At 65.3% G+C, this 20,842-nt stretch carries 16 protein-coding genes, 1 tRNA gene and 2 pseudogenes; 12 read left to right on the forward strand and 7 right to left on the reverse strand.

The genetic code is table 11. The annotated features are described in order from the left end of the window. Positions 1–51 precede the first annotated feature (51 nt). A complete protein-coding gene (locus OUO20_RS21440) occupies positions 52–288 on the reverse strand; it encodes an SOS response-associated peptidase family protein (RefSeq protein WP_326498073.1) in 237 nt (78 codons plus the stop codon). Between the two features lie 651 nt (positions 289–939). Here OUO20_RS21440 and OUO20_RS21650 point away from each other — a divergent pair. Next, a pseudogene (locus OUO20_RS21650) lies at positions 940–2,453 on the forward strand (MGDG synthase family glycosyltransferase). A 226-nt stretch (positions 2,454–2,679) separates the two neighbouring features. On the opposite strand, the gene OUO20_RS06055 reads toward OUO20_RS21650, so the two are convergent. Then, positions 2,680–2,895: a hypothetical protein gene (locus OUO20_RS06055; protein ID WP_018771053.1), complete on the reverse strand. Its 216-nt coding sequence runs from the start codon at positions 2,893–2,895 to the stop codon at positions 2,680–2,682. Positions 2,896–3,055: 160 nt separating this feature from the next. On the opposite strand from OUO20_RS06055, the gene OUO20_RS06060 reads away from it, so the two are divergent. The 6 genes from OUO20_RS06060 (at position 3,056) to OUO20_RS06085 (ending at position 7,654) form a co-directional block, all read left to right on the forward strand. Next, the gene (locus tag OUO20_RS06060; RefSeq protein WP_018771052.1) at positions 3,056–3,190 is read left to right on the forward strand and encodes a hypothetical protein; all 135 of its coding nucleotides are present in this window, start codon (positions 3,056–3,058) and stop codon (positions 3,188–3,190) included. Positions 3,191–3,252: 62 nt separating this feature from the next. Then, complete coding sequence (locus tag OUO20_RS06065) at positions 3,253–5,394, forward strand: amylo-alpha-1,6-glucosidase (protein ID WP_268003082.1); 2,142 nt, start codon at positions 3,253–3,255, stop codon at positions 5,392–5,394. A 337-nt stretch (positions 5,395–5,731) separates the two neighbouring features. Continuing rightward, a complete protein-coding gene (locus OUO20_RS06070; RefSeq protein ID WP_268003083.1) occupies positions 5,732–6,004 on the forward strand; it encodes a hypothetical protein in 273 nt (90 codons plus the stop codon). 342 nt (positions 6,005–6,346) lie between these two features. After that, entirely contained in the window at positions 6,347–6,634 is a 288-nt protein-coding gene (locus tag OUO20_RS06075; protein ID WP_268003084.1) for a hypothetical protein, read from the forward strand. 202 nt (positions 6,635–6,836) lie between these two features. Beyond that, positions 6,837–7,052 carry an SHOCT domain-containing protein gene (locus tag OUO20_RS06080; protein ID WP_268003085.1) on the forward strand — a complete coding sequence of 72 codons (216 nt, stop codon included), beginning with the start codon at positions 6,837–6,839 and terminating at the stop codon, positions 7,050–7,052. Between the two features lie 203 nt (positions 7,053–7,255). Continuing rightward, positions 7,256–7,654, forward strand: a complete 399-nt coding sequence (locus OUO20_RS06085) for a sulfocyanin-like copper-binding protein (protein WP_268003086.1) — start codon at positions 7,256–7,258, stop codon at positions 7,652–7,654. 123 nt (positions 7,655–7,777) lie between these two features. On the opposite strand, the gene fdhA is transcribed toward OUO20_RS06085, so the two are convergent. The 4 genes from fdhA to OUO20_RS06105 form a co-directional block, all read right to left on the reverse strand. Further along, a complete protein-coding gene (fdhA, locus tag OUO20_RS06090) occupies positions 7,778–8,992 on the reverse strand; it encodes a formaldehyde dehydrogenase, glutathione-independent (protein ID WP_268003087.1) in 1,215 nt (404 codons plus the stop codon). Between the two features lie 141 nt (positions 8,993–9,133). After that, positions 9,134–10,540, reverse strand: a complete 1,407-nt coding sequence (locus OUO20_RS06095) for a ferredoxin reductase (RefSeq protein ID WP_268003088.1) — start codon at positions 10,538–10,540, stop codon at positions 9,134–9,136. Beyond that, positions 10,537–11,838, reverse strand: a complete 1,302-nt coding sequence (locus tag OUO20_RS06100) for an aromatic ring-hydroxylating oxygenase subunit alpha (RefSeq protein ID WP_018771028.1) — start codon at positions 11,836–11,838, stop codon at positions 10,537–10,539. The genes OUO20_RS06095 and OUO20_RS06100 overlap by 4 nt, the downstream gene beginning before the upstream one ends. Before the next feature lie 318 nt (positions 11,839–12,156). Further along, positions 12,157–12,609: a rhodanese-like domain-containing protein gene (locus OUO20_RS06105; protein WP_056390116.1), complete on the reverse strand. Its 453-nt coding sequence runs from the start codon at positions 12,607–12,609 to the stop codon at positions 12,157–12,159. Positions 12,610–12,868: 259 nt separating this feature from the next. Here OUO20_RS06105 and fdh point away from each other — a divergent pair. From fdh to nrfD, 3 genes and pseudogenes are all read left to right on the forward strand, one after another. Next, positions 12,869–16,194 (forward strand): annotated as a pseudogene (fdh, locus tag OUO20_RS06110) (formate dehydrogenase). Next, positions 16,195–17,205, forward strand: a complete 1,011-nt coding sequence (locus tag OUO20_RS06115; protein WP_018771024.1) for a 4Fe-4S dicluster domain-containing protein — start codon at positions 16,195–16,197, stop codon at positions 17,203–17,205. Continuing rightward, the gene (nrfD, locus tag OUO20_RS06120) at positions 17,202–18,293 is read left to right on the forward strand and encodes an NrfD/PsrC family molybdoenzyme membrane anchor subunit (RefSeq protein WP_056390125.1); all 1,092 of its coding nucleotides are present in this window, start codon (positions 17,202–17,204) and stop codon (positions 18,291–18,293) included. The genes OUO20_RS06115 and nrfD overlap by 4 nt, the downstream gene beginning before the upstream one ends. A 15-nt stretch (positions 18,294–18,308) precedes the next feature. Here nrfD and selD read toward each other — a convergent pair whose 3' ends face one another. Beyond that, complete coding sequence (gene selD, locus OUO20_RS06125; RefSeq protein ID WP_144600025.1) at positions 18,309–19,289, reverse strand: selenide, water dikinase SelD; 981 nt, start codon at positions 19,287–19,289, stop codon at positions 18,309–18,311. Between the two features lie 89 nt (positions 19,290–19,378). On the opposite strand from selD, the gene OUO20_RS06130 reads away from it, so the two are divergent. Further along, a tRNA-Sec gene (locus OUO20_RS06130) sits at positions 19,379–19,473 on the forward strand. A gap of 36 nt (positions 19,474–19,509) precedes the next feature. Continuing rightward, positions 19,510–20,841: an L-seryl-tRNA(Sec) selenium transferase gene (selA, locus tag OUO20_RS06135; RefSeq protein ID WP_268003089.1), complete on the forward strand. Its 1,332-nt coding sequence runs from the start codon at positions 19,510–19,512 to the stop codon at positions 20,839–20,841. The last annotated feature ends 1 nt before the right edge of the window (position 20,842 follow it).

Below are 20,842 nucleotides of genomic sequence, written 5' to 3' on the forward strand. Positions count from 1 at the left end.
CAGGTCCGTTGTTACGGACGCTGTTTACCCTCGTGCTGACAACCCGGGGTGTCAGGGTTGGCTCCGGCAGAGAGCCCAGCAGGTGCTCTGCCACTCAAAGTATCCGTCAGCTGGCAGGATTGCCCTTCGTTTGACCGCCGCTTTGCGGAATGACGACTTCTCCAGTTCACTGCGGGCATTGATCAGCTTTTTGCCGATCTTGATGTCTTTCGCCCAAGAGGGGACCAGACCCCAGTGGGCCACGAGCAGATGCCGCTCGATGGAGCCCTCGTCCAGGCGCTCAGCCACGATATGCACGCTCTGTGTCGGCGCCACATTCCAGCTCGGAGGAGGCGGGTCACCTTCTACCTCTTGGCATCAAAGTAGCTCAGAAGGTCGCCGGTGGCCTTGGATATCACGTATCTGCCGCACATGACGCCATTGTGCCTGAAGGCTGTGGTCAGTAGGCGTCGAAGCGAACCAACAATATTTGTGCCACCTTTCAGAAGTGCATACGGGCTCTCCCTGGCCGTTCATGACCGAATCGTTCCGCCTGCTGCGGGCGTACCTGCCGTTCGGTGCGAGTGAGTCCTGATTGGAGCAGTTAGGCCCCAGCGGTTCTGTCCAGGGCCTAACTGATATTCGGATATGTCACGCGTTGAACAGGTCAGGTAGCTGTTTCGCTTACTGGAGGGCACCTCACTTCGCCTATAGGTTCAGCACCAGAAATAACGACTTTTTGAGATTCACAGACACGTTCAGAAAGCAGAAAGCAATCGCTCAAGTTGTGGCAGACGTGAGAGGGCTAGGTCATGGACGGTGCTTCCAACACTACTCCTGCCGGAAAGCCTGAGGGTGCCCAGGATTGCAGGGCCGTCAACAGGAGAACCAATCCCATGCCGATCGAGTACTACTTGGGTCAGGCGGTGGTGATAGGGTCGGGCCGGTTAGACTCGTTTCATGCGCAGAACCTCGGCACGAGGCCCCGACGCCGCTGGGAGCGAGCGCGTACTTATCCTGTCAGCAGGGGTAGGAGCGGGGCACAACAGCGCCGCGGCGGCGCTGCGGCAGGCGTGTGCCGCGCGCGCCGACATTGATGAGGTGCAGGTGCTCGACGTGCTGCAGGTGAGCAGCGTGCTCTACCGCTCACTGCTTGGCAAGGGTTACTTCGTCCTGGTCAAGGACTTGCCCTGGCTGGTCGAGTGGGGCTACGACATCAACGACCGTCCGTTCCGGCGCCGGGTCCCAGTTGATCCCTGGACACGGGTGAACGCTCTTCCGGTGATCGGTGCGATCAAGCGATTCCGGCCGACCGCAATCCTGTGCACGCACTTCCTGCCAGCCCAACTGCTGGCGTCGCTGCTCCTTCGCGGCGTGATTGACGCGCGGACCGCCGTCGTCATGACGGACTACGACTTCCAGGGCCTATGGCTTACGGGGGCGTTCCATGCGCTCTTCCTGGCCAGGGAAGAGGGCAGGGTGGAGCTGATAGCGCTGGGTTTGCCCCCGACCGCGTCGCGGCCACGGGCATCCCGATCGCCAGCCAGCTGGATGTAGCGCCTGCGCGCGATGTAAACGAGCCCCCGATGCTGCTGATCTCGGCGGGCGCGACTGGCGGAGACTATGCCGTCTCGGTCGTGCGGCAGACGCTGCACATGCGCTCATCCTTCACGGCCACGGTTCTGTGCGGACGCAACGATGCCCTGCGGCAGCGTATCGAACAGCTAGTGGCGCCCGCTGGCGACCGCTACCGCGTGCTCGGCTTCACGGCGGAGATGCCCGAGTTGCTGCGCCGCGCCGACCTGTTTGTGGGCAAGCCGGGCGGTCTGGCGGCGGCGGAGTGCATGGCTGCAGGGCTGCCCATGGTGCTTGTGAACCCCATTCCGGGGCAGGAGGTTCGCAACGGGGATTACCTGATGGAGCAGGGGGCGGCGGTCCGTTGCAACACTCCCGCGACGATCGGTTGGAAGATCGACGAGCTGCTGCGGGAGCCGGGCCGCCTGCAGCGGATGCAGGCGGCGGCGCGGAGAACGGGCCGCCCTGACGCTGCGGCGGACGTGCTGACCGGGCTGTTGGACGGCCCGTCCCGTCCCCTCGTCGTGACACGCGCAGCGCAAAAGACAATCCTCGCCGAGAGCGAGCGGCGAGTCGTTTCGACCGATCTGACGGGACCTTCGTCGCTTGTCAGCATGATCGACTCGGCGGCGGGCAGCACGGTCGCGCTGCTGCGAGCCGAGGAGCTGGGAGATCTGCAGAAGTGGTACGCCACCCCGAACGGGGGTCTGCTACTGCGGCGCGGTCACGCGCTCAGGTCACTCAGATGGGAGGAGCGGCGGCTGCTCCGCGCCATTCTGCGCGGGGACAACGAGCTGCACGTCCGTGTCGAAGGGCCCTCGCCACCGTCTCGCATCCGCCCCTCCCGGTCGCCAGCAGCGGCAAAGAGCCAGGCAGTCGACCCCGAATCAAAAAGCTGAACAGCGAACAGCCGGCTTCGTTTCCGGCTGTGTCGGGTTGGTTCGGGATGGCCAGCACCGGTGCAAGGGCCGGGGGAGCGGGCACAACAAGACTTTGCTGATTGTGGTGGGGAACTTCCTCGGACGGCTACTTTCTTCGGCGCGGGAGATGGGGCACCTGTCTGTCCTGCCAAAGTTTGCTCCCATCCGGCGGGGACGAGCCGGTAGAAAGACTGAGGAGCAGCGCTTAGCGCTTCCCGTACTTGCGGTGGACGGCTTGTTTGCTTACGCCCAGGCACAGGGCAATGGCTTCCCAAGAAAGGCCGGCCTGCCGGGCCTTCCTGACCAGGGACGCTTCGGTGCGCCCAACCTCCTTCTGCAGCTCAGCGACCGCGCGCAACGCGTCAGCGGGGCCCTTGCCGTCCATTGATGCAACCAATGTCTTCATCCGGTCCACCTCCATGCGTCAACATTAGTTGACGGAAATCGCTAGCGTCAACATTTATTGACAATTCCTAAGGGCCTGCAGACGGGTGTGAAGTCAGCAGTCCTCCAATACTCACGGGACAGCCACATGCCCCAGCCTCACCAGGACCAGTCTGAAACGGCTGGGGCTCGTCCCCATGAACTCGCGTCCCGCCGGCGATGCCGTCCGGGGGAGTTCCACCCAGGTCTTCATGCGGTCGACGTCGCTCCAGTCCGTTGTCGAGGATGTGCGGGATGACGCCCTGCCACTCCTGCTGACGGCCCTTTCATGAGCCCTGGCGGCGGCGTATCGTCTATTCCGCCGGGAACGGTCGTAGCCGTCAGAGGAGCGGACATGGCTGGATGGAATGCGGACACAGCGGCGGGGCCGGTGGGGGCGGGAACCGTAACGCTGGTGGAAGGGTCATGTTTCTGCATCTCCGCCGCCAACGGCGACATCCATTCGGAACTTCCCCACGGTGTATTCCACGAGGACACCCGGATCCTGTCCGGGTGGAGCATGACGGTGAACGGCCAGTCGCTTGAGCCGCTGGCCGCGGAAACGAAAGAACCCTACCGGGCACTGTTCATCGGCCGCGTTCCGCGCGGGGACGGATACGCGGACAGCCCTCTGATCGTGGAGCGCCTGCGGGAAGTCGCTGACGGCGTGATAGAGGAAATCACCATTCGCAACTACTCCGGAAACCCTGTGGAGTGCAGCGTCTCCGTTGGCGTCGATTCGGATTTCGCGGACCTGTTCGAGGTGAAGGAGGCGAGGGTCCAGCGGCGCTGGGAGGTCGTCCGTGGAGCCGACGGTGATTCCCTGATTATCAGCGCGGCATGGCAGGACCTGCGGAAGGCTGTCCTGGTGCGGGGACGCGCGGCCGTGGCCACCGCCGGCGCACTCACGTACCAGGCGGTGGTGCCCGCTTACGGCCACTGGACAACGCGGCTAAGCGTTGCACCGGCCGGGCAAAAGGACGTTTCACGCCCTGTCCGGCACGGCACCTCACAGAGTGATCGGCGGCACCAGGAATGGGTCGCGAAGATACCCAGGCTGCAGATGACCAACCGGTCCATCGAACGGACGCTGCGGCGCAGCTACGACGACCTCGGCGCACTTCGGATCGAGGACCCTGCGTATCCGGAGCGGATTGTGGTGGCCGCAGGAGCGCCATGGTTCATGACCCTTTTTGGGCGCGATTCGCTGTGGGCTTCAGAAATGGCCCTTCCTGTGGATCCGTCACTGGCTCTTGGCACCTTGCAGACCCTGGCCGACCGCCAGGGCAAGGTGGTGGACCCGGTGAGTGAGGAGGAACCCGGGAAGATCCTCCACGAGGTACGGCTTGGGGTATCTTCCGGGCTGGCTCTGGGCGGAAAGTCGGTCTACTACGGCAGCGTGGACGCCACTCCGCAGTTCGTGATGACCTTGGCCTCCGTCAGCCGGTGGGGTTTCGCCAAGGAAACCATCGCAGCCCTCCTGCCCAACGCGGACCGCGCCCTGGACTGGGTCCGGAACTACGGCGATAAGGACGGCGACGGCTTCGTCGAGTACTGCCGCCTCAATGACCACGGCCTGCTAAACCAGGGATGGAAGGACTCGTGGGACGGCATCAACTTCGCTGACGGCACCCTTGCCGAGCCGCCGATAGCCCTTTGCGAGGTGCAGGCGCTGGTGTACTCTGCGCTGCAGGCACGGGCGTGGATGGCGTACGACGGCGGCGACGCGGGTTTGGCCGCGCAGCTCACCGATGAGGCGGCGGCGCTCAAGAAGAGGTTCAACGAGGCGTTTTGGCTGCCGGAACGCGGCTACTTCGCGGTAGCGCTGGACGGCAGGAAACGCCCGGTGGATGCCTGCGCCTCAAACATGGGCCAGTGCATGTGGCACGGCATCATTGATGATGACAAGGTGCCGATGGTGGCCGAGCGGCTGATGTCGCCTGAAATGTTCAGTGGATGGGGCGTGCGGACCCTTGCCACGAACATGGGCGCCTACAATCCGGCAAGCTACCACAACGGGTCTGTTTGGCCCCACGACAATGCCATTATCGCGGCGGGCCTGATGCGTTACGGCTTCGTGGAGGAGGCGCAACGGATCGCCACGGCCCTGCTTGAAGCGGCGGACTACTCCGACGGGCGGCTCCCGGAACTGTTCTGCGGTTTCAGCCGGGAACAGGTAACCGAACCGGTGCCGTACCCCACGGCCTGCTCACCCCAGGCGTGGGCGGCCACCACACCCATCATGCTGATCACCAGCCTGATGCGGTACGACGCCCACGTGTCGCGGGGCGGCTTCTGGATGGATCCTGCTCTGCCGGCATCGTACGGGGATCTGCACATTACCAATGCGCCCCTTGCCGGGGGCCGGATCACCATTGACATCACCCCCTCGGGCCCATCGGTGCAGGGCCTGCCGGAGGGCATCACTTTCCACCGCGAACACCGGCCGTGGCTGAGCGAGCTCATTTCGCAGGCCGGACTCGACGCCAAAAGCTAAGCGTCCGGGGCGTCGTCTTTCAAGCTCCGGTGTCAGCTCCAGCCGAGGCCCGGGCCCCAGATGATTCTTGGCACGCAGGTATCATCGGCGCAGGAGCCCTCCCACGCAGATGCCCGGGAAAGGCTGGGCCGGCGGCGGTTAGAGGGCAGCATCCTGTCTCAAAGCTGCCACGGCCGCCGGCCCTGTCCCCATTCAAGGTCCTGCCCCCAACAAGCGGGACCTTGACGTCCGTCAGTGACGCCCACCTCATTCTGGCTTAGAGGGAATACCAGTGCTGGTTTTGGGCTTGTTCCCAGTGAGGCGCCGACGGTTGGCTGCCTCGTTCGAAAGGACCCTCTTGCCCACTGCTTTCATTCCCTTCACTATGCGCGCCTCGGTCCGAGACGACCAACGGCGCACCTTCCGCACCGACATCGAGCGGATGACCGACGGACATCTCCGGTGGACGCCGCTGGACGTTATCAAGTCAACGAACACCCAGGCCCTGTTCCGCGGGGCTGCGCCGAAAGGCCCGCACACCGCGACCGATGCGAGCCTCGCCCAGTACCTTCAGGACCGCCTCATGGCCGAGAACATCCACCTGGATCTCAGCGTCCGCATCGATCGTTAGGCGCATCTGGGGAGCCTCGGACCATTGCTGGTCCGAGGCTTTGTTGTGCCCTTGATTCGACGGTGCCAAGACAGTCAGAATAGGTCTTTGGTCAGTTGTGCAGGGCTGCGGAGCCTGCTCCCACAGGCCCAGTCCGTCGGGGCGAAACCGGGCTGGTCTCCATTTCCCGCAGCATCTCCACCGTAACCGCTTTGCCAGTGAAGAGGCGTGCCATGTATGGCGCGCTCCGTTCAGTGAGCGCGCCCTTCCCGTTGTGTTTGTCACTGCTTCGAGCGTCCGAAACAACCCTGCCTGCCCACCGTAAAGGCGTGGAGGGTATCCAAGGGCAGGAGCCCTTCCAGGGTGAACACCAGGCCCGGGTTTGGCCCCTACGGGCTGGGCCTGTGGGAGCAGGCGGACGGATGCTCGAAAGAGTCGCGGCACGAAGGAAGGGGCTCAGTCTGGGGATACCGGACCATAGCAGTCAGCAGCGCTGACGGGCGCTACCAGGCGGCGATGACAGTCACAACGCCATCACTGCCCACCGAACTCGAAGGCCCGTCCACCGGGAACAGGCGTGACCTCCTGGACAGCCAGGTCGAGTCCTCCCTGAACGAGACCCTTGACCGGCTCTGCATGTCAACCAGATGAGAAAGTGCCTGCTGTTCAAGGCTTGGTTTGAACACAGCACAGATGGACGATCCGGCGGAATGCGCCGTCGCGACGGGCGGGAGGCCAGGGAATCCCGTGGCTTCGGGAAGGCCCGAAACCAGGTGACTAATGGCTCTGTTCGCCCGTCGGTGACCGCGCAAAGCTGGAATGAACGGCAGGGATTGAAGGGGCGGGTCCGGGGATGATGTACGGATGGTATGGCGACTGGGGTGTGGGCGGTTGGATTGTCATGGCCCTGATGATGCTGCTGTTCTGGGGTGGTGTGGTGACGGTCGTGATTCTTCTGGTCCGCGGCGGACGCCAGGGGCACGGGGGATACTACGGGTCTGCTCATGATGAGGCTGAGCGGATCCTGAATGAACGTTTCGCGCGGGGGAAATCGACGCTACCGAGCTGAATGAACGCCGGGCTGCTCTCCGACGCAGGCCGTGAAGACACTCTCCCGCAGCACGCAGATCCTGATCGGGGCTATCGCGACAGTACTGCTGAGCGCGTTGTCCATGACAGGGGATCGCGCTGCTGGGCGGTGCCCCGAATCCGGGCGGAGCAGGGAATCCCGGCACCACCCGCTGTGCGGCGCCGAGTTTCGCGGGCACCGTCGTGAACGTCACTACCATCGACAGGGGCGGGACCATGATGGCCGGTCCCAGAATGATGCGCGGCAGCATGCGCCTGACCGCGGACCGGGCCACCGTGGTCCACGGCAAAGTGTCCTTCCTGGTCGTCAACGCCGGCACCATTCCCCATGAAATGCTGGTCGTCCCCGTGGCGGGCACCCAGAGCGCAGGAACGCGCCCCGTGGGCCGGGACGGAAGAGCCGACGAGGCCGGCAGCCTGGGCGAGGCCTCCGCTGCCTGCGCCGAAGGTGAAGGAGAGGGGATCCTGCCGTCCACGAGCGGCTGGGTCACGCTTGACCTGCCGCCCGGGCGGTATGAACTGTTCTGTAATCTCCCGGGCCACTACTGGGCAGGGATGTACACGGAGCTCACCGTCACTTGAACCGGCCGGAGAACCGCAGGCGGCGGGGGAGCGATACCGGACAGGGGGAGCGGGTCCGCCGGTGACGAACCGGCGGACCTCACACGAGGTAGCCTGCCCAGGCAGCCCGCTTCCTGCCCGGATCTAGTTGCTGAGGTAGCCGTTCGGGTCCAGGACGTACTTTGTGGCCGCTCCGGCATCGAATTCCGCGTACCCCCGCGGTGCATCATCGAGCGCTATGGCTGTGGCGTTGACCGCCTTGGCGATCTGGATCTTGTCATGCAGAATCGCCATCATCAGTTGCCGGTTGTACTTCATCACCGGGCACTGGCCGGTCGCGAAGGAGAGGGACTTTGCCCAGCCAGTGCCCAGGGACAGGGACAGTGAACCCTTCTGGGCCGCCTCGTCCGCGGCGCCCGGGTCTCCGGTGACGTAAAGGCCGGGAATGCCCACGGACCCGCCGGCGGCGGTGAGGTCCATCAACGAATTGAGCACGGTGGCCGGCGCTTCCTTGGCGCCATGCCCGTGCCCGCGGGCCTCGAAACCGACTGCGTCAATACCGGCGTCGACCTCCCGAACGCCGAGGATCTGCTCGACCTGGTCGGCCGGGTCGCCGTTGGCCACGTTGACGGTTTCGCAGCCAAAGGACCGGGCCTGGGCGAGGCGATCCTCATTGAGGTCCCCTACGATGACCACGGCGGCCCCCAGCAGCTGGGCGCTTGCCGCCGCGGCAAGTCCTACGGGTCCGGCCCCGGCAACATAGACGGTTGACCCGACGCCGACACCTGCCGTGACGGCGCCGTGAAATCCGGTGGGGAGGATGTCGGAGAGCATGGTCAGGTCCAGGATCTTCTCCAGGGCCTGGTCGCGGTCGGGGAACCGCAACAGGTTCCAGTCGGCATAAGGGACCAGGACGTACTCCGCCTGCCCTCCGACCCAGCCGCCCATGTCGACGTAGCCGTAAGCGGATCCTGGGCGGTCCGGGTTCACGTTCAGGCAGATCCCGGTCTTGCGCTCCTTACAGTTCCGGCAGCGCCCGCAGGAGATGTTGAACGGGACCGAGACGATGTCCCCGACCTTGATGAACTCGACGTCGGGCCCGGTCTCGATGACTTCCCCGGTGATCTCGTGACCCAGGACCAGGCCGGCCGGGGCGGTCGTGCGGCCGCGAACCATGTGCTGGTCCGACCCGCAGATGTTGGTGCTCACGGTGCGCAGGATGACGCCGTGCGGGACTTTCCGGCCGACGTTGACGGGATTGACCCCGGGGCCGGCCTGCAGTTCAAAGGTGGGGTAGGGGGTATCGATGATTTCGACAATCCCGGGTGCCTTGTACGCAACGGCTTTGTTGGCTGACATGGGCATGGCTCCTATGGTTGGTGTTCGAATTGGCACGGAAGGCCTGACGCCGGCTGCATCAGACCTTCCGTGGGGCAAGAGTTGTCAGTTTTCGTGAAGCAAGGGGGTGGATTGATGTGCCGGGCGGCCCGGTCCGTGCGGCTAGGCGTCGATTACCATGTCGGTCAGCGCGGTTGAACAGCAGGGAAGGAACTTGCCTGCAGTGATCTCACGTGCCCGGATCCCGCCCTGGTGGTTCATCTCCACCTCGCCGGAAAGCTTGACGACTTTGCAGGAGCCGCACATACCCTCCTTGCAGTTCGCGCCGATCCGGACGCCTGCGCGCTGGGCCACTCCGAGGATGTGTTCGTCCGGGCCGATCCGTACATTGATGCCCGTCCGCATGAAGGACAACGTGAGGCTGCCCGTTCCCACAGTGTCAAAGCTCGAGGCGTCGGGGGACGCGGCCTCCGGTTCCGCATCTGATCCGCCTTCGGCGGCCGCCTTGCCCGGGTCGACCGTTTCCAGCGGCAGCCCCGTGGCCTTCAAGGTTCCCTCGTCGTCGTAGCCGGGCTCGTAGAGCCCGAACGCGCTGGGCTGGCTGTCGAAGTAGTCCTCGGCGGAATCGGCGATTTCCTCGGCGATCTCCTCCGCGATGTCCGAAGCGAGCGCGATTTCTGCCTGGTATTCAAGGAGTGTCTGGCGATCCCCCGAGAAGAACTCCATGTAAATGGAGGTGTCGTCGACGCCGACCTTCTTAAGCAGCTCGGTGGCGGTGTTCAGGTAACCTTCCGGGCCGCAGGCGTACACCTGGCGGCCGTTGGCATCAGGAGCGACCTCGTCGATCATGGCCGAGGACAGCCTTCCGCTGAAGCCATCCCACTCCTCGGGCCGGCCGCGGTCGCCAAGGGCGTAGAAGACCTTGACGCGCGAGTCCACCGACGCAATGTAGGCCAGTTCACGGTGGAAGGCAAAGCCGCCGGCTTCCGCTCCGTGGTAGAGCACTACCACATTGGCCGTACCGGGCAGCGAGTGGATGGTCCGCAGCATCGACATGATCGGAGTGATGCCCGCGCCGGCAGCCAGGAAGAGGTACCGTGCGCGCCGGTCGGCATCGGGCAGGTGGAATGCCCCCACGGGTCCCAGCATGTCCAGGACGGTGCCGGGTTTGACGTTGTCATGCACCCATGGTGAAACCAGTCCGCCGGGATCGCGCTTAACGGTGACGCTGAAGGTCCAGGGTTCCGTGGGTGAGCTGGAGATTGAGTAGCTGCGGTCCACGGGTTCCTGGTCCTCGCCGTTCACGGGAAAGGCGATATTCACGTACTGGCCGGCCCTGAATGCCAGGGGTGCGCCGTCGCAGCGGCGGAACACGAAGGTCATCATGCCCCCGGCCTCGGGTACGGTCTCCACACATTCCGCCATGAACTCCTGCGGATGCCAGGGACCCAAAGCACGTGCAGCGCGGGCGGGTGCCTCGGCGCTGCCCATTACCCTGTTCCACGGCATCTCAAGGCCACGGATGCGTTGGGGTTCCTGGACTACCGTTTCAGTAAGGAGTTCCGTCATGCCAAGTGCTCCTGAACGCGCTGAACGTACCAGTTGATGAAGGCCTCCACCTGGTATTCGCTCTTCATGTAGGGGCCGGGCTGGTAGGCAGGGCTGCCGGCACCCTTCTGGCACAGCTCCACGAACGCCTTGTCCTGCAGGTTTGTCTGCTTCCAGGTGTAGGTGAGCTTGTCCAGGTCGTAGTCGACGCCTTCTTCCGCGTCGTCCGCCACGAGCCAGGTGGTTCGCACCAGCGACTGGTGTTCGTTGATGGGGAAGACACCGAAGGTGATGACGTGGTCCCCAAGGAAATGGAACCAGCTGTTGGGCTGCAGGTGCATCGAGCAGCGGCCAAGGCGGAAGTCCGGAAGGTCGCCAAGCAGTTTCTTGGAAAGCCTGCGTCCGTCGGGCGAGAACGATTCGCCCTCGCCGTCGAGCGATTCCCGTGAGATGCGGATTCCCGCGATGCGCGTGTCGAGCTCCTCGACCACCTCGTAGGGAAGGCCGTAGCGGCGGCAGCGCTCCTCGAGCGATGACTGTGCGTTCTTGTTGCGGTCCCACACTTCCTCAAGGTGCGTCGGGATCAGCCCCTCCGTGAGGCCCCAGGTGGGGAAGAGGGAGCAGGCGAGTTCGGGGTGGCCGTCACAGTGGTAGCACTCCCGGTTGTTCTCCATGACCAGCTTCCAGTTGCCCTCTTCGATGATGTTCTGCTGGTAGGCAATCTTCGTCTTCGACAGATCGTGGGGCGCGAGGTAGGGCTCAAAGATCTTTGCGGTTTCATCGAAGTCCGTCGGCGGCACGTCCGCAATGCAGACGAAGATCAGTCCTGCCACCTCGCGGCCGTGGGCGCGCTTGAGGCCGAAGCAGCTCTTGTCGAACTTCGTTTCCCCCGGGGCCGAGGCGTGGATCAAATCGCCGCTGGGCGAGTAGGTCCAGGAGTGGTAGCCGCAGACCAGGTTTCCCGTTGATCCCGTGGATTCCGTCAGGACGCGGGCGCCGCGGTGCCGGCACACGTTGTGCAGTACGTTCACGCCGCCGTCGTCGTTGCGCAGCACGATCAGGGAATAGGGCCCGTAGTCGACAGTGACGTAGTCGCCCGGTTCCGGCAGTTCGGCAGTGCTGGCGGCAAAGATCCAGTGCTGCCCGAAAATGGCCTCCATGTCGATATTGAAGATCGTCGGGTCCGTGTAGAAGGGGGCATCGAGGGAATATCCCGTGCGCCGGAACTCGAACAGTTCGGTGATTTCCGCCAGTTGCTCGGCAGGCAGGGATGCAGCGAGTTTTCCGCGCTTGAGGGGGACGTTCACTGAAGCAGTCATGTTGGGTTTCCTCCCGGGAGGGCTGGCTGGTGTGCGATTCGTGGCGACCACAGAGTTGGAGGCGGCAACCGGCGTTGCCGCAACTTTGCAGTCATAAAGGTTGGGGAGGATCGACCTGCACCAATGCGTCCGTCGGGGACGTCCCTGTTCGCGCTGTACGCAACATCGATCACCATATGCAACAGTGTGACTCGTGCCACGCAGGGTGTCAATCTATTAATTGACGCCGCCAAAAACTACGAAAAAACGTGCTGACTGGACCCGGGCGCGCATCAGCTAAGGCGTGTGAAATCCGGTTGGACGCTGGCCCGGGGCCGGTTACTCACTGCTTTGGTTGCGCAACGCCGCCCACGCCTGGAAACCGCCGATCAGGTCGGTGGCACGGATCAGCCCCAGCCTCTGCAGGGTGTGCGCAGCGAGGCTGGAACTGTAGCCCTCGTTGCACACAACCACGATGCGGCGGGCGGGGTCGTCAGCGATCGGGAGCCGATGGGCGCTGGAAGGATCGAGCCGCCACTCAAGAACGTTGCGGTCGATCACGACGGCTCCCGGAATTTCGCCGTCCCGGTCCCGCTGATCCACGGGCCGAATGTCAACAACAAGGGCGCCCGCTGCCATTTCCCGCTCAAGATCCGAAGGGTGGACACGCACGAGCCCGCTGCGGCTCTCTTCCAGTAACTGGTCGACCGTAAGGGCCGCGGGGGTGCCGCCCGCATGCGAACCGCGTTCGCCGCCTTCAGCGCCGTCGTCGGAGTTATCAAACTGGTTCAAAATTCTCTCCCTTTACCTTCTGATGCGTCCATCGTTCCACCATGAAGCTGAACGCGGGGACGGTCGGACCGGGGCGAATGTCTTTTTGCGTCCGCCTGGGGGAGGGGGCACCGGCGGAAGGTGCACGACGGCGGTGCGTCCCGTCGTCGTGCTCCTTGACTTTTGTGGGGACTACTTGAATTTCGGCGCCGTAGTTTCTGCGGAAGACACGCGAACGCTGTCCTGTTGCTTTCGCGGCGCTTCGGGATATGCTCCACAAATGGCACCGCGAAGTTTCCTTCAATGGCCGGTCATCCGTCAATTGTCGACGGGGGATCTGCTGGGCCGTGGGCCCGCTGTCACCTCGGCCAAGACCCAGGCCATTGCCCCCCGCACAGCTACTGCCGACCGCGTTGTCCAGAGCGTCTGCCCCTACTGCGCCGTGGGTTGCGGACAGCGTGTCTACGTTAAGGACGAAAAGGTCATCCAGATCGAAGGCGATCCGGACTCACCCATCTCGCGCGGCCGCCTGTGCCCCAAGGGTTCTGCCAGCGAGCAACTGGTCAATTCACCAGGCCGGCAGACCAAGGTGCTTTACCGTGCGCCGCGCTCCAGGGAGTGGGAACACCTGGATTTGGCCACGGCCGTCGAGATGGTGGCGGACCGGTTCATCGAAACGCGCCGCAGGACGTGGCAGCAGGAGGACGACCAGGGCCGGCTGCTTCGCCGCACCATGGGCATTGCTTCGCTGGGCGGCGCAACCCTGGACAACGAAGAAAACTACCTGATCAAGAAGCTCTTCACGGCTGCAGGGGCGGTGCAGACCGAGAACCAGGCCCGCATATGACACTCCGCCACGGTTCCCAGTTTGGGAGCCTCGTTTGGACGCGGTGGTGCAACGCAGTCACTGCAGGACATGGCCAACGCCGATTGCATCGTTATCCAGGGTTCCAACATGGCCGAGTGCCATCCCGTGGGATACCAGTGGGTAGCGGAGGCTAAAGCCCGCGGAGCCAAGGTCATCCACGTTGACCCCAGGTTCACGCGGACGTCGGCAGTGTCGGATAAGCACATTCCCATTCGTGCAGGCTCCGACGTGGTTCTCCTTGGTGCGCTGATCAACTATGTCCTCACCAATGACCTGTGGTTCAAGGAGTACGTCAGCGCGTACACCAACGCCGCCACGCTGGTCCATGAGGATTACCGCGACGCCGAGGACCTGGGTGGGCTGTTCTCCGGCTTTGATCCGGAGAAGCGCGCCTACGACACGTCATCGTGGGCCTATGCGGAAAAAGGGGACGGTGCCATCGATGAGCCCGGGCCAGGTTCGGAACACGGAGCCGATGCCACGGCCCGCGCCGCCGGCCACGCCTTTGGCAGCGGCGGCCCACCTTTGGAGCACGCCGAAGTGCAGCGCGACGACACCCTCCAGGACCCGCGGACTGTTTTCCAGATCGTCAAGCGGCACTACGCCCGCTACACCCCGGAGATGGTCCAGGACATGTGCGGGATCGACGCCGCGGACTTCGAGTACCTGGCGCGCACCATCACGGAAAACTCCGGGCGCGACCGCACGACGTGTTTCGCCTACGCCGTCGGCTGGACCCAGCACTCCCTTGGGGCTCAGTTCATCCGGGCCGCCGCCATCCTGCAGCTTCTGCTCGGGAACGTCGGACGCCCCGGTGGCGGGATCATGGCCCTGCGTGGCCATGCCAGCATCCAGGGCTCAACGGACATCCCCACCCTTTTCAACCTTCTGCCCGGGTACCTGCCCATGCCCAGCGCCGGACGCCATGACAGCCTTGAGGAGTACCTGTCAGTCATTGGCTCGAAGCAACAGAAGGGTTTTTGGGCTGATGCCGACGCCTACACCATCAGCCTCCTAAAGGCCTGGTGGGGTGAGGCTGCCAACGCGGACAACGACTGGGCTTACGACTATCTCCCGAGACTGACGGGGGCCCACGGAACGTACGAGACAGTAATGGGCATGCTCGAGGACGAAGTTGAGGGCTACTTCCTTCTCGGCCAGAATCCTGCAGTGGGTTCGGCCCACGGCCGGATGCAACGCCTGGCCATGTCGCACTTGAAGTGGCTGGTGGTGCGTGACTTGAACCTCATCGAGTCGGCCACGTGGTGGAAAGACGGTCCGGAAATTGAATCCGGGGAGCTGCGCACCGAGGACATCGAGACCGAAGTGTTCTTCCTGCCTGCCGCAACCCACGTTGAGAAAGCCGGCTCTTTCACCCAGACCCAGCGCCTGCTGCAGTGGCGGCACCAGGCGGTGTCGCCGCCGGGGAGTGCCAGAGCGAGCTGCAGTTCTTCTTCGAACTGGGCCAGCGGATCCGGGAGAAACTGGCCGGGTCGCAGGACGAACGGGACCGTCCGCTGCTGGACCTCACTTGGGACTACCCCACGGACGAGCATGGCGAACCTGATGGTGAAGCCGTGCTGGCGGAAATCAACGGCCGCCACCTGGACGGCCCGGATGCGGGCAAGCCCCTCTCGGCATACACCGAACTGCGCGCCGACGGATCCACGGCGGCCGGCTGCTGGATCTACACCGGCGTGTACGCTGACGGTGTCAACCACGCCGCCAACCGGAAGCCGGGCAAGGAACAGGGGCCTGCGGCCCCGGAATGGGGCTGGGCATGGCCGGCCAACCGCCGGATCCTCTACAACCGCGCGTCGGCTGATCCGGCCGGCAACCCGTGGAGCGAGCGGAAGAAATACATCTGGTGGGACCAGGAACAGGGTAAGTGGGTCGGAGACGACGTGCCGGACTTCCCGGTTGACCGGGCACCTGGCAGCAAACCCGATCCCTCTGTCGGTGGTCCAGCCGCACTCAGCGGTGATGATCCCTTTATCATGCAGGCAGACGGCAAAGGCTGGTTGTTCGCGCCGAAGGGCCTCATGGATGGACCCCTTCCCACCCATTACGAGGCGCAGGAATCACCGGTGGCGAACGCGCTTTATCCGCAGCAGCAAAGTCCTGCGCGGCTGGTGTTCCCCCGCGCGGACAACCTCAGCGCACCGAGCGCCGGCACCAGCGGGGCAGACGTCTACCCGTTCGTCTTCACCACATATCGGCTCACGGAGCACCATACGGCGGGTGGGATGAGCCGCTGGCTCCCATACCTGTCGGAGCTCCAGCCGGAGATGTTCTGCGAGGTCTCGCCTGAACTGGCCGCCGAGCGCGGACTTGAGCCGTACGGGTGGGCCACGATCATTTCGCCGCGCTCCGCCATCGAGGCGAAGGTTCTTGTCACGGACCGGATGAGGCCCCTGGCTGTTGGCGGCCACACCGTGCATCAAATTGGGCTGCCCTACCACTGGGGCGTCGGCAGCAATGCCGTGGTCAGTGGTGACGCGGCCAACGACCTGCTGGGTGTGACCCTGGACCCCAACGTCCAGATCCAGGAGTCCAAGGTGGCTTCGTGCGATATCCGTCCGGGCCGCCGTCCGCGGGGGAAGGAACTGCTTGCCCTGGTTGCGGAGTACCAGGCCCGGGCAGGAGTGACCATCGAGACGGGGAACAGCGCCGTCACCAATCCGACGGCGGAAGGCAACAAACCCGCCCCGCATACCGATCCCACAACGGAGGACTAGATGGGCCAGCTGTCCGGACCGACCGACCCCACCGCCGATGCCCACTGGGAACACAACCATCCGCGCAAGGGATTCTTCACCGACACCTCGATCTGCATCGGCTGCAAGGCCTGCGAAGTTGCCTGCAAGGAATGGAACCACAACCCGCAGGACGGAAACCTCGAGTTGCTGGGGTCTTCCTACGACAACACCGGATCCCTGGGCGCCAGCACCTGGCGGCATGTGGCGTTCATTGAGCAAGGCCAGGAACGCATTACCGAGGCCCGGGAATCCGGGCGGGCCCTGGTCAATTTGGGCATGCCCCGCATTGGTCCTCCCGCCACGGCAGGGTCCGCAGCGACCGACCTGGCAGAGGCCGACACGACGCCCCCGGACACGGCAGACTTCCGGTGGCTGATGTCCTCCGACGTCTGCAAGCACTGCACCCACGCCGGATGCCTTGACGTCTGTCCCACGGGGGCCCTTTTCCGTACCGAATTCGGCACCGTGGTGGTCCAGGACGACGTCTGCAACGGCTGCGGAACCTGCGTGGCCGGGTGCCCCTTCGGCGTGATCGAACGCCGCAGCAATGGCACGGTGAAGGTGGCCGGCCAGCGGGACGAGCAGCACGAAAAGCATCCCGCCGACCCCAACGTGGGCGTGGCCCAGAAGTGCACGTTGTGCTACGACAGGCTGGTGGCCGATGAGACGCCCGCGTGCGCCAAGGCATGCCCGACGACGTCCATCAAGTTCGGCGACCACGACGACATGGTGGAAACAGCCCGGGAGCGGGTGGCCCACCTGCACGCGCAAGGCCTCACCGAAGCGCGGCTCTACGGTGCGAACGAGAACGACGGCGTCGGTGGAACGGGATCGGTCTTCCTGCTGCTGGATGAGCCCGAGGTGTACGGGCTCCCGCCGGACCCGCGCGTCCCCACAGCCGACCTGCCGCAGATGTACCGGCGGGCAGGCATGGCTGTAGCGGGCATGGCCGCGGCTGCAGCATTGGCTTTCCTGGGAGGACGGGCGTGACCCTTTCGGAATTCGACAGCTTCCGGCCGGCGGAGCGTGCCCGGCGCCGCCGGCAGGACGGCAAACCCGGCCTGCGCCGCCGCAGGGACAACGGGGACGGTTCCCGCGAAGTGCCCATGGTCCCGGAGCCTGAATTCACCTCTTACTACGGCCGCCCCGTCGTAAAGCCCGCGCCGTGGGGCGATGACGTTGCCATCTACCTGTTCCTGGGCGGCGTGGCAGCAGGCTCGGCGCTGCTTGGCCTCGGCGGCCAGTTGACCGGACGGCCGATACTTCGCCGGAATGCCCGGCTGGGTGCCTTGGCCGCCGTGAGTGCCGGCGCCGTCGCGTTGGTGAAGGACCTGGGCAGGCCGGAGCGTTTCCTGCATATGCTGCGGACCTTCAAAGTGACCTCGCCGATGAGCGTGGGCTCCTGGATCCTCAGCGCCTTCAGCGCAGGTGCGGGCGTTGCCGCAGTGGCCGAAATCGACCGGATGAGCGGAAACCGGCTGCCGCTGGGACCCTTGCGCAGGGTGCTGCAGGCCGTGGAAGGACCGGCGGGCGTCGAGGCTGCGGTGTTCGCCGGACCATTGGCGGCATACACAGCTGTGCTGCTTGGCGACACCGCCACCCCCACCTGGAACGCTGCGCACGAGGAACTGCCGTTCGTCTTCGTCAGTTCGGCGTGCCTCGCTTCTGCCGGGCTCGCCATGGTCACCACGCCGGCCCGCGAGACCGGTCCCGCCCGCAAACTCGCGGTGCTTGGCGTCGTGGGCGACGTGCTTGCCATGAAGATCATGGAGCGCCGGATGGATCCGGTGGCAGCCGAGCCCCTTCATCAGGGCAAGGCAGGCACCATGCTGAAGTGGAGCGAGCGGTTGGCAGTCGCCGGCGGCCTGGGAACCGTGCTGGGTGGCCGCAACCGCGTCGCAGCTGCCGCTTCGGGGGTGGCGTTGCTGGCCGCTTCTGCACTGACCCGGTTTGGCATCTTCGAAGCGGGGCTGGCCTCTGCCAAGGACCCGCGGTACACCATCGAACCGCAGAAGGCCCGGCTCGCAGCCCGCCGCGCAGCCGGCGTAACCGGCGACGCGATCACGACCGCCAGCTGACCTGGCCGCCAGGCATCAGCGGATCCTGATGCCCCGGCCGGCAGTGGTGTGGCCGATGACGGGGTGCCCTGGCAGCTCGCCGACCACCAGCAGCCCGCCGGAAGTCTGGGCATCGGCAAGCAGCAGCAGGTCGTCTTCGGTGATGCCCGGTGCGGTCTGCAGGTGCGGCCGCACCCAGTCGAGGTTGCGCCGGGTCCCGCCGGAGACAAAGCCGTCGCGCAGTGCCTCGCGGGCTCCATCAATCAGCGGTACCGCCTTCAGGTCGATCACTGCGCCCACTTCCGATGCCCGGACCATCTTGTGAAGATGGCCAAGCAGGCCAAAACCCGTGACGTCCGTTGCTGCCCGGACGCCGGCGGCCACCGCTGCCTCGGACGCGTCGCGATTGAGGCCCACCATGGTCGCTATCGCCTCGGCAAACACTTCACCGGTCGCTTTGTGCCGGTTGTTGAGAAGCCCGACGCCGATCGGCTTTGTCAGCGTGATGGGCAGGCCCGGCCGGGCGGCGTCGTTGCGCAGCAGCCGGTCCGGGTGCGCGACGCCGGTGACGGCCATGCCGTACTTGGGTTCCGGATCGTCGATGGAGTGTCCGCCAAGCACCGGGCAACCGGCCTCCGACGCCACACTAAGCCCGCCGCGGAGGACCTCCGTCATCAGCTCCATTGGCAGGACGCCGCGGGGCCAGCCCACCAGGTTGATGGCCGTGACCGGCCGGCCGCCCATTGCATAGATATCCGAGAGCGCATTGGCGGCGGCGATCCGGCCCCAGTCAAAGGCATCGTTGACAACGGGAGTGAAGAAATCCGCCGTGGTAAGAACCGCGAGGTCGTCGCGCACCAGGACGGCCGCCGCGTCGTCGCCACTGTCCAGGCCAACCAGCACCTCTGCGCCCGGCTGGCCGATGAGGCCACGGACGGCATCTTCGAGCTCACCCGGCGGGATCTTGCAGGCACAGCCTCCTCCGTGGGCGTAGTCGGTGAGCCGAAGGGCGCCCACGGCGCCCTCATCAAGTTGCTGGACTGACGTCTGGGCCTCATTCACCCGCCTAGCGTACCCCCGTGAATCGACCTGCTATATTGAGGCGCGGTGGCGTCCGGGTCCTGGTGGGCCCCCCGGTCTTCAAAACCGGTGCGGCTGAGCATCTCGGCCTGGCGGGTTCGATTCCCGTCCGCCACCGCCAACTTTCGGCAGTGAATGCCGCGATATGAGGAGGGCTGTGGACCACGTCGATCCCCGCCGCCTGATTCCCCGCACGGACGACCTGCTGGCACTGCCGCCCGTCCGCGAAGCCCGGTCACGGCTGAGTGAGCGTGTGATCCGCGAACTCGTCCGGGACATCCAGGACCAGGCCCGGCGCGGTGACCTTCCTCCCGGCCAGGTGGAGCCAGTCCTGCTGGCCGCCGTCGCTGACCGCAAGGCAACAACCCTCCGCCCGGTGCTGAACGCCACCGGGGTCATCGTCCACACCAACCTGGGGCGGGCACCCCTTTCCGCGGCCGCGGTCGAAGCTGTTATCGCAGCCAGCGGCTACGTTGACGTGGAACTCGACCTGGCTGACGGAAACCGCTCGCGCCGTGGCGCCGGGGCCCGGGCGGTACTGCTCGCCGCCTGTCCCGCCGCTGAGGACGCACTGGTGGTCAACAACGGAGCAGCGGCGCTGGTACTGGCCACTACAGCCCTGGCCGCCGGCCGGGACGTGGTGGTGAGCCGCGGCGAACTCGTTGAGATCGGTGCAGGCTTCAGGCTCACCGACCTGATGGAATCGACAGGGGCAAGGCTTCGCGAGGTGGGCACCACCAACCGGACCCACCTGCACGACTACGCCGCGGCCCTCGGCGCCGATACGGGCTGCGTGCTGAAGGTCCATCCGAGCAACTTCCGGGTAGACGGTTTCACTTCCGCTGTTCCGCTGCATGAACTGGCCCCGCTGACGCAGGCACACGGAGTACCGCTCGTGGCCGACCTTGGCAGTGGACTGCTGGCACCTGACCCGCACCTCCCTGATGAACCTGATGTTGCCTCCGCTTTGGCGGCCGGGGCCGACGTCGTCATCGCCAGCGGCGACAAACTTCTCGGCGGACCCCAGGCGGGCCTGCTGCTGGGCCGCAAGGAGGTCATCACCCGGTTGGCCCGCCACCCGCTTGCCCGGGCCGTCCGGGCCGACAAACTTGCCCTCGCTGCCTTGGAGGCGACCGTGGCCGGCGGAATGCCGCCCGTCGTACAGGCACTGCACGCCGACGTCGGGCAATTGCGGCGCCGCACGGAACGGCTGGCCCAGGAACTCGGGGCAGCGGTGGTGCCGCATGACGGCAGGGTGGGCGGCGGGGGCGCCCCCGGTTTTGCCTTGCCCGGGTGGGCGCTCCGGCTCCCCGAAGGACTGGCGCGGCTCCTGCGTACCGGCGATCCCGCCGTGCTTCCGCGCGTCCACGACGGTTCCTGCCTGATCGATCTGCGGTGCGTGCCCGCCGCGGACGACGACCGGATTCTCGAGGCCATTCGGCAGGCGCAGGCAGCCCTCGAGGCTGCGGATGTTGGCAGGGCGGGCTGAA

The organism is Arthrobacter sp. FX8 (genome assembly GCF_026723805.1).
Lineage (GTDB): Bacteria > Actinomycetota > Actinomycetes > Actinomycetales > Micrococcaceae > Arthrobacter.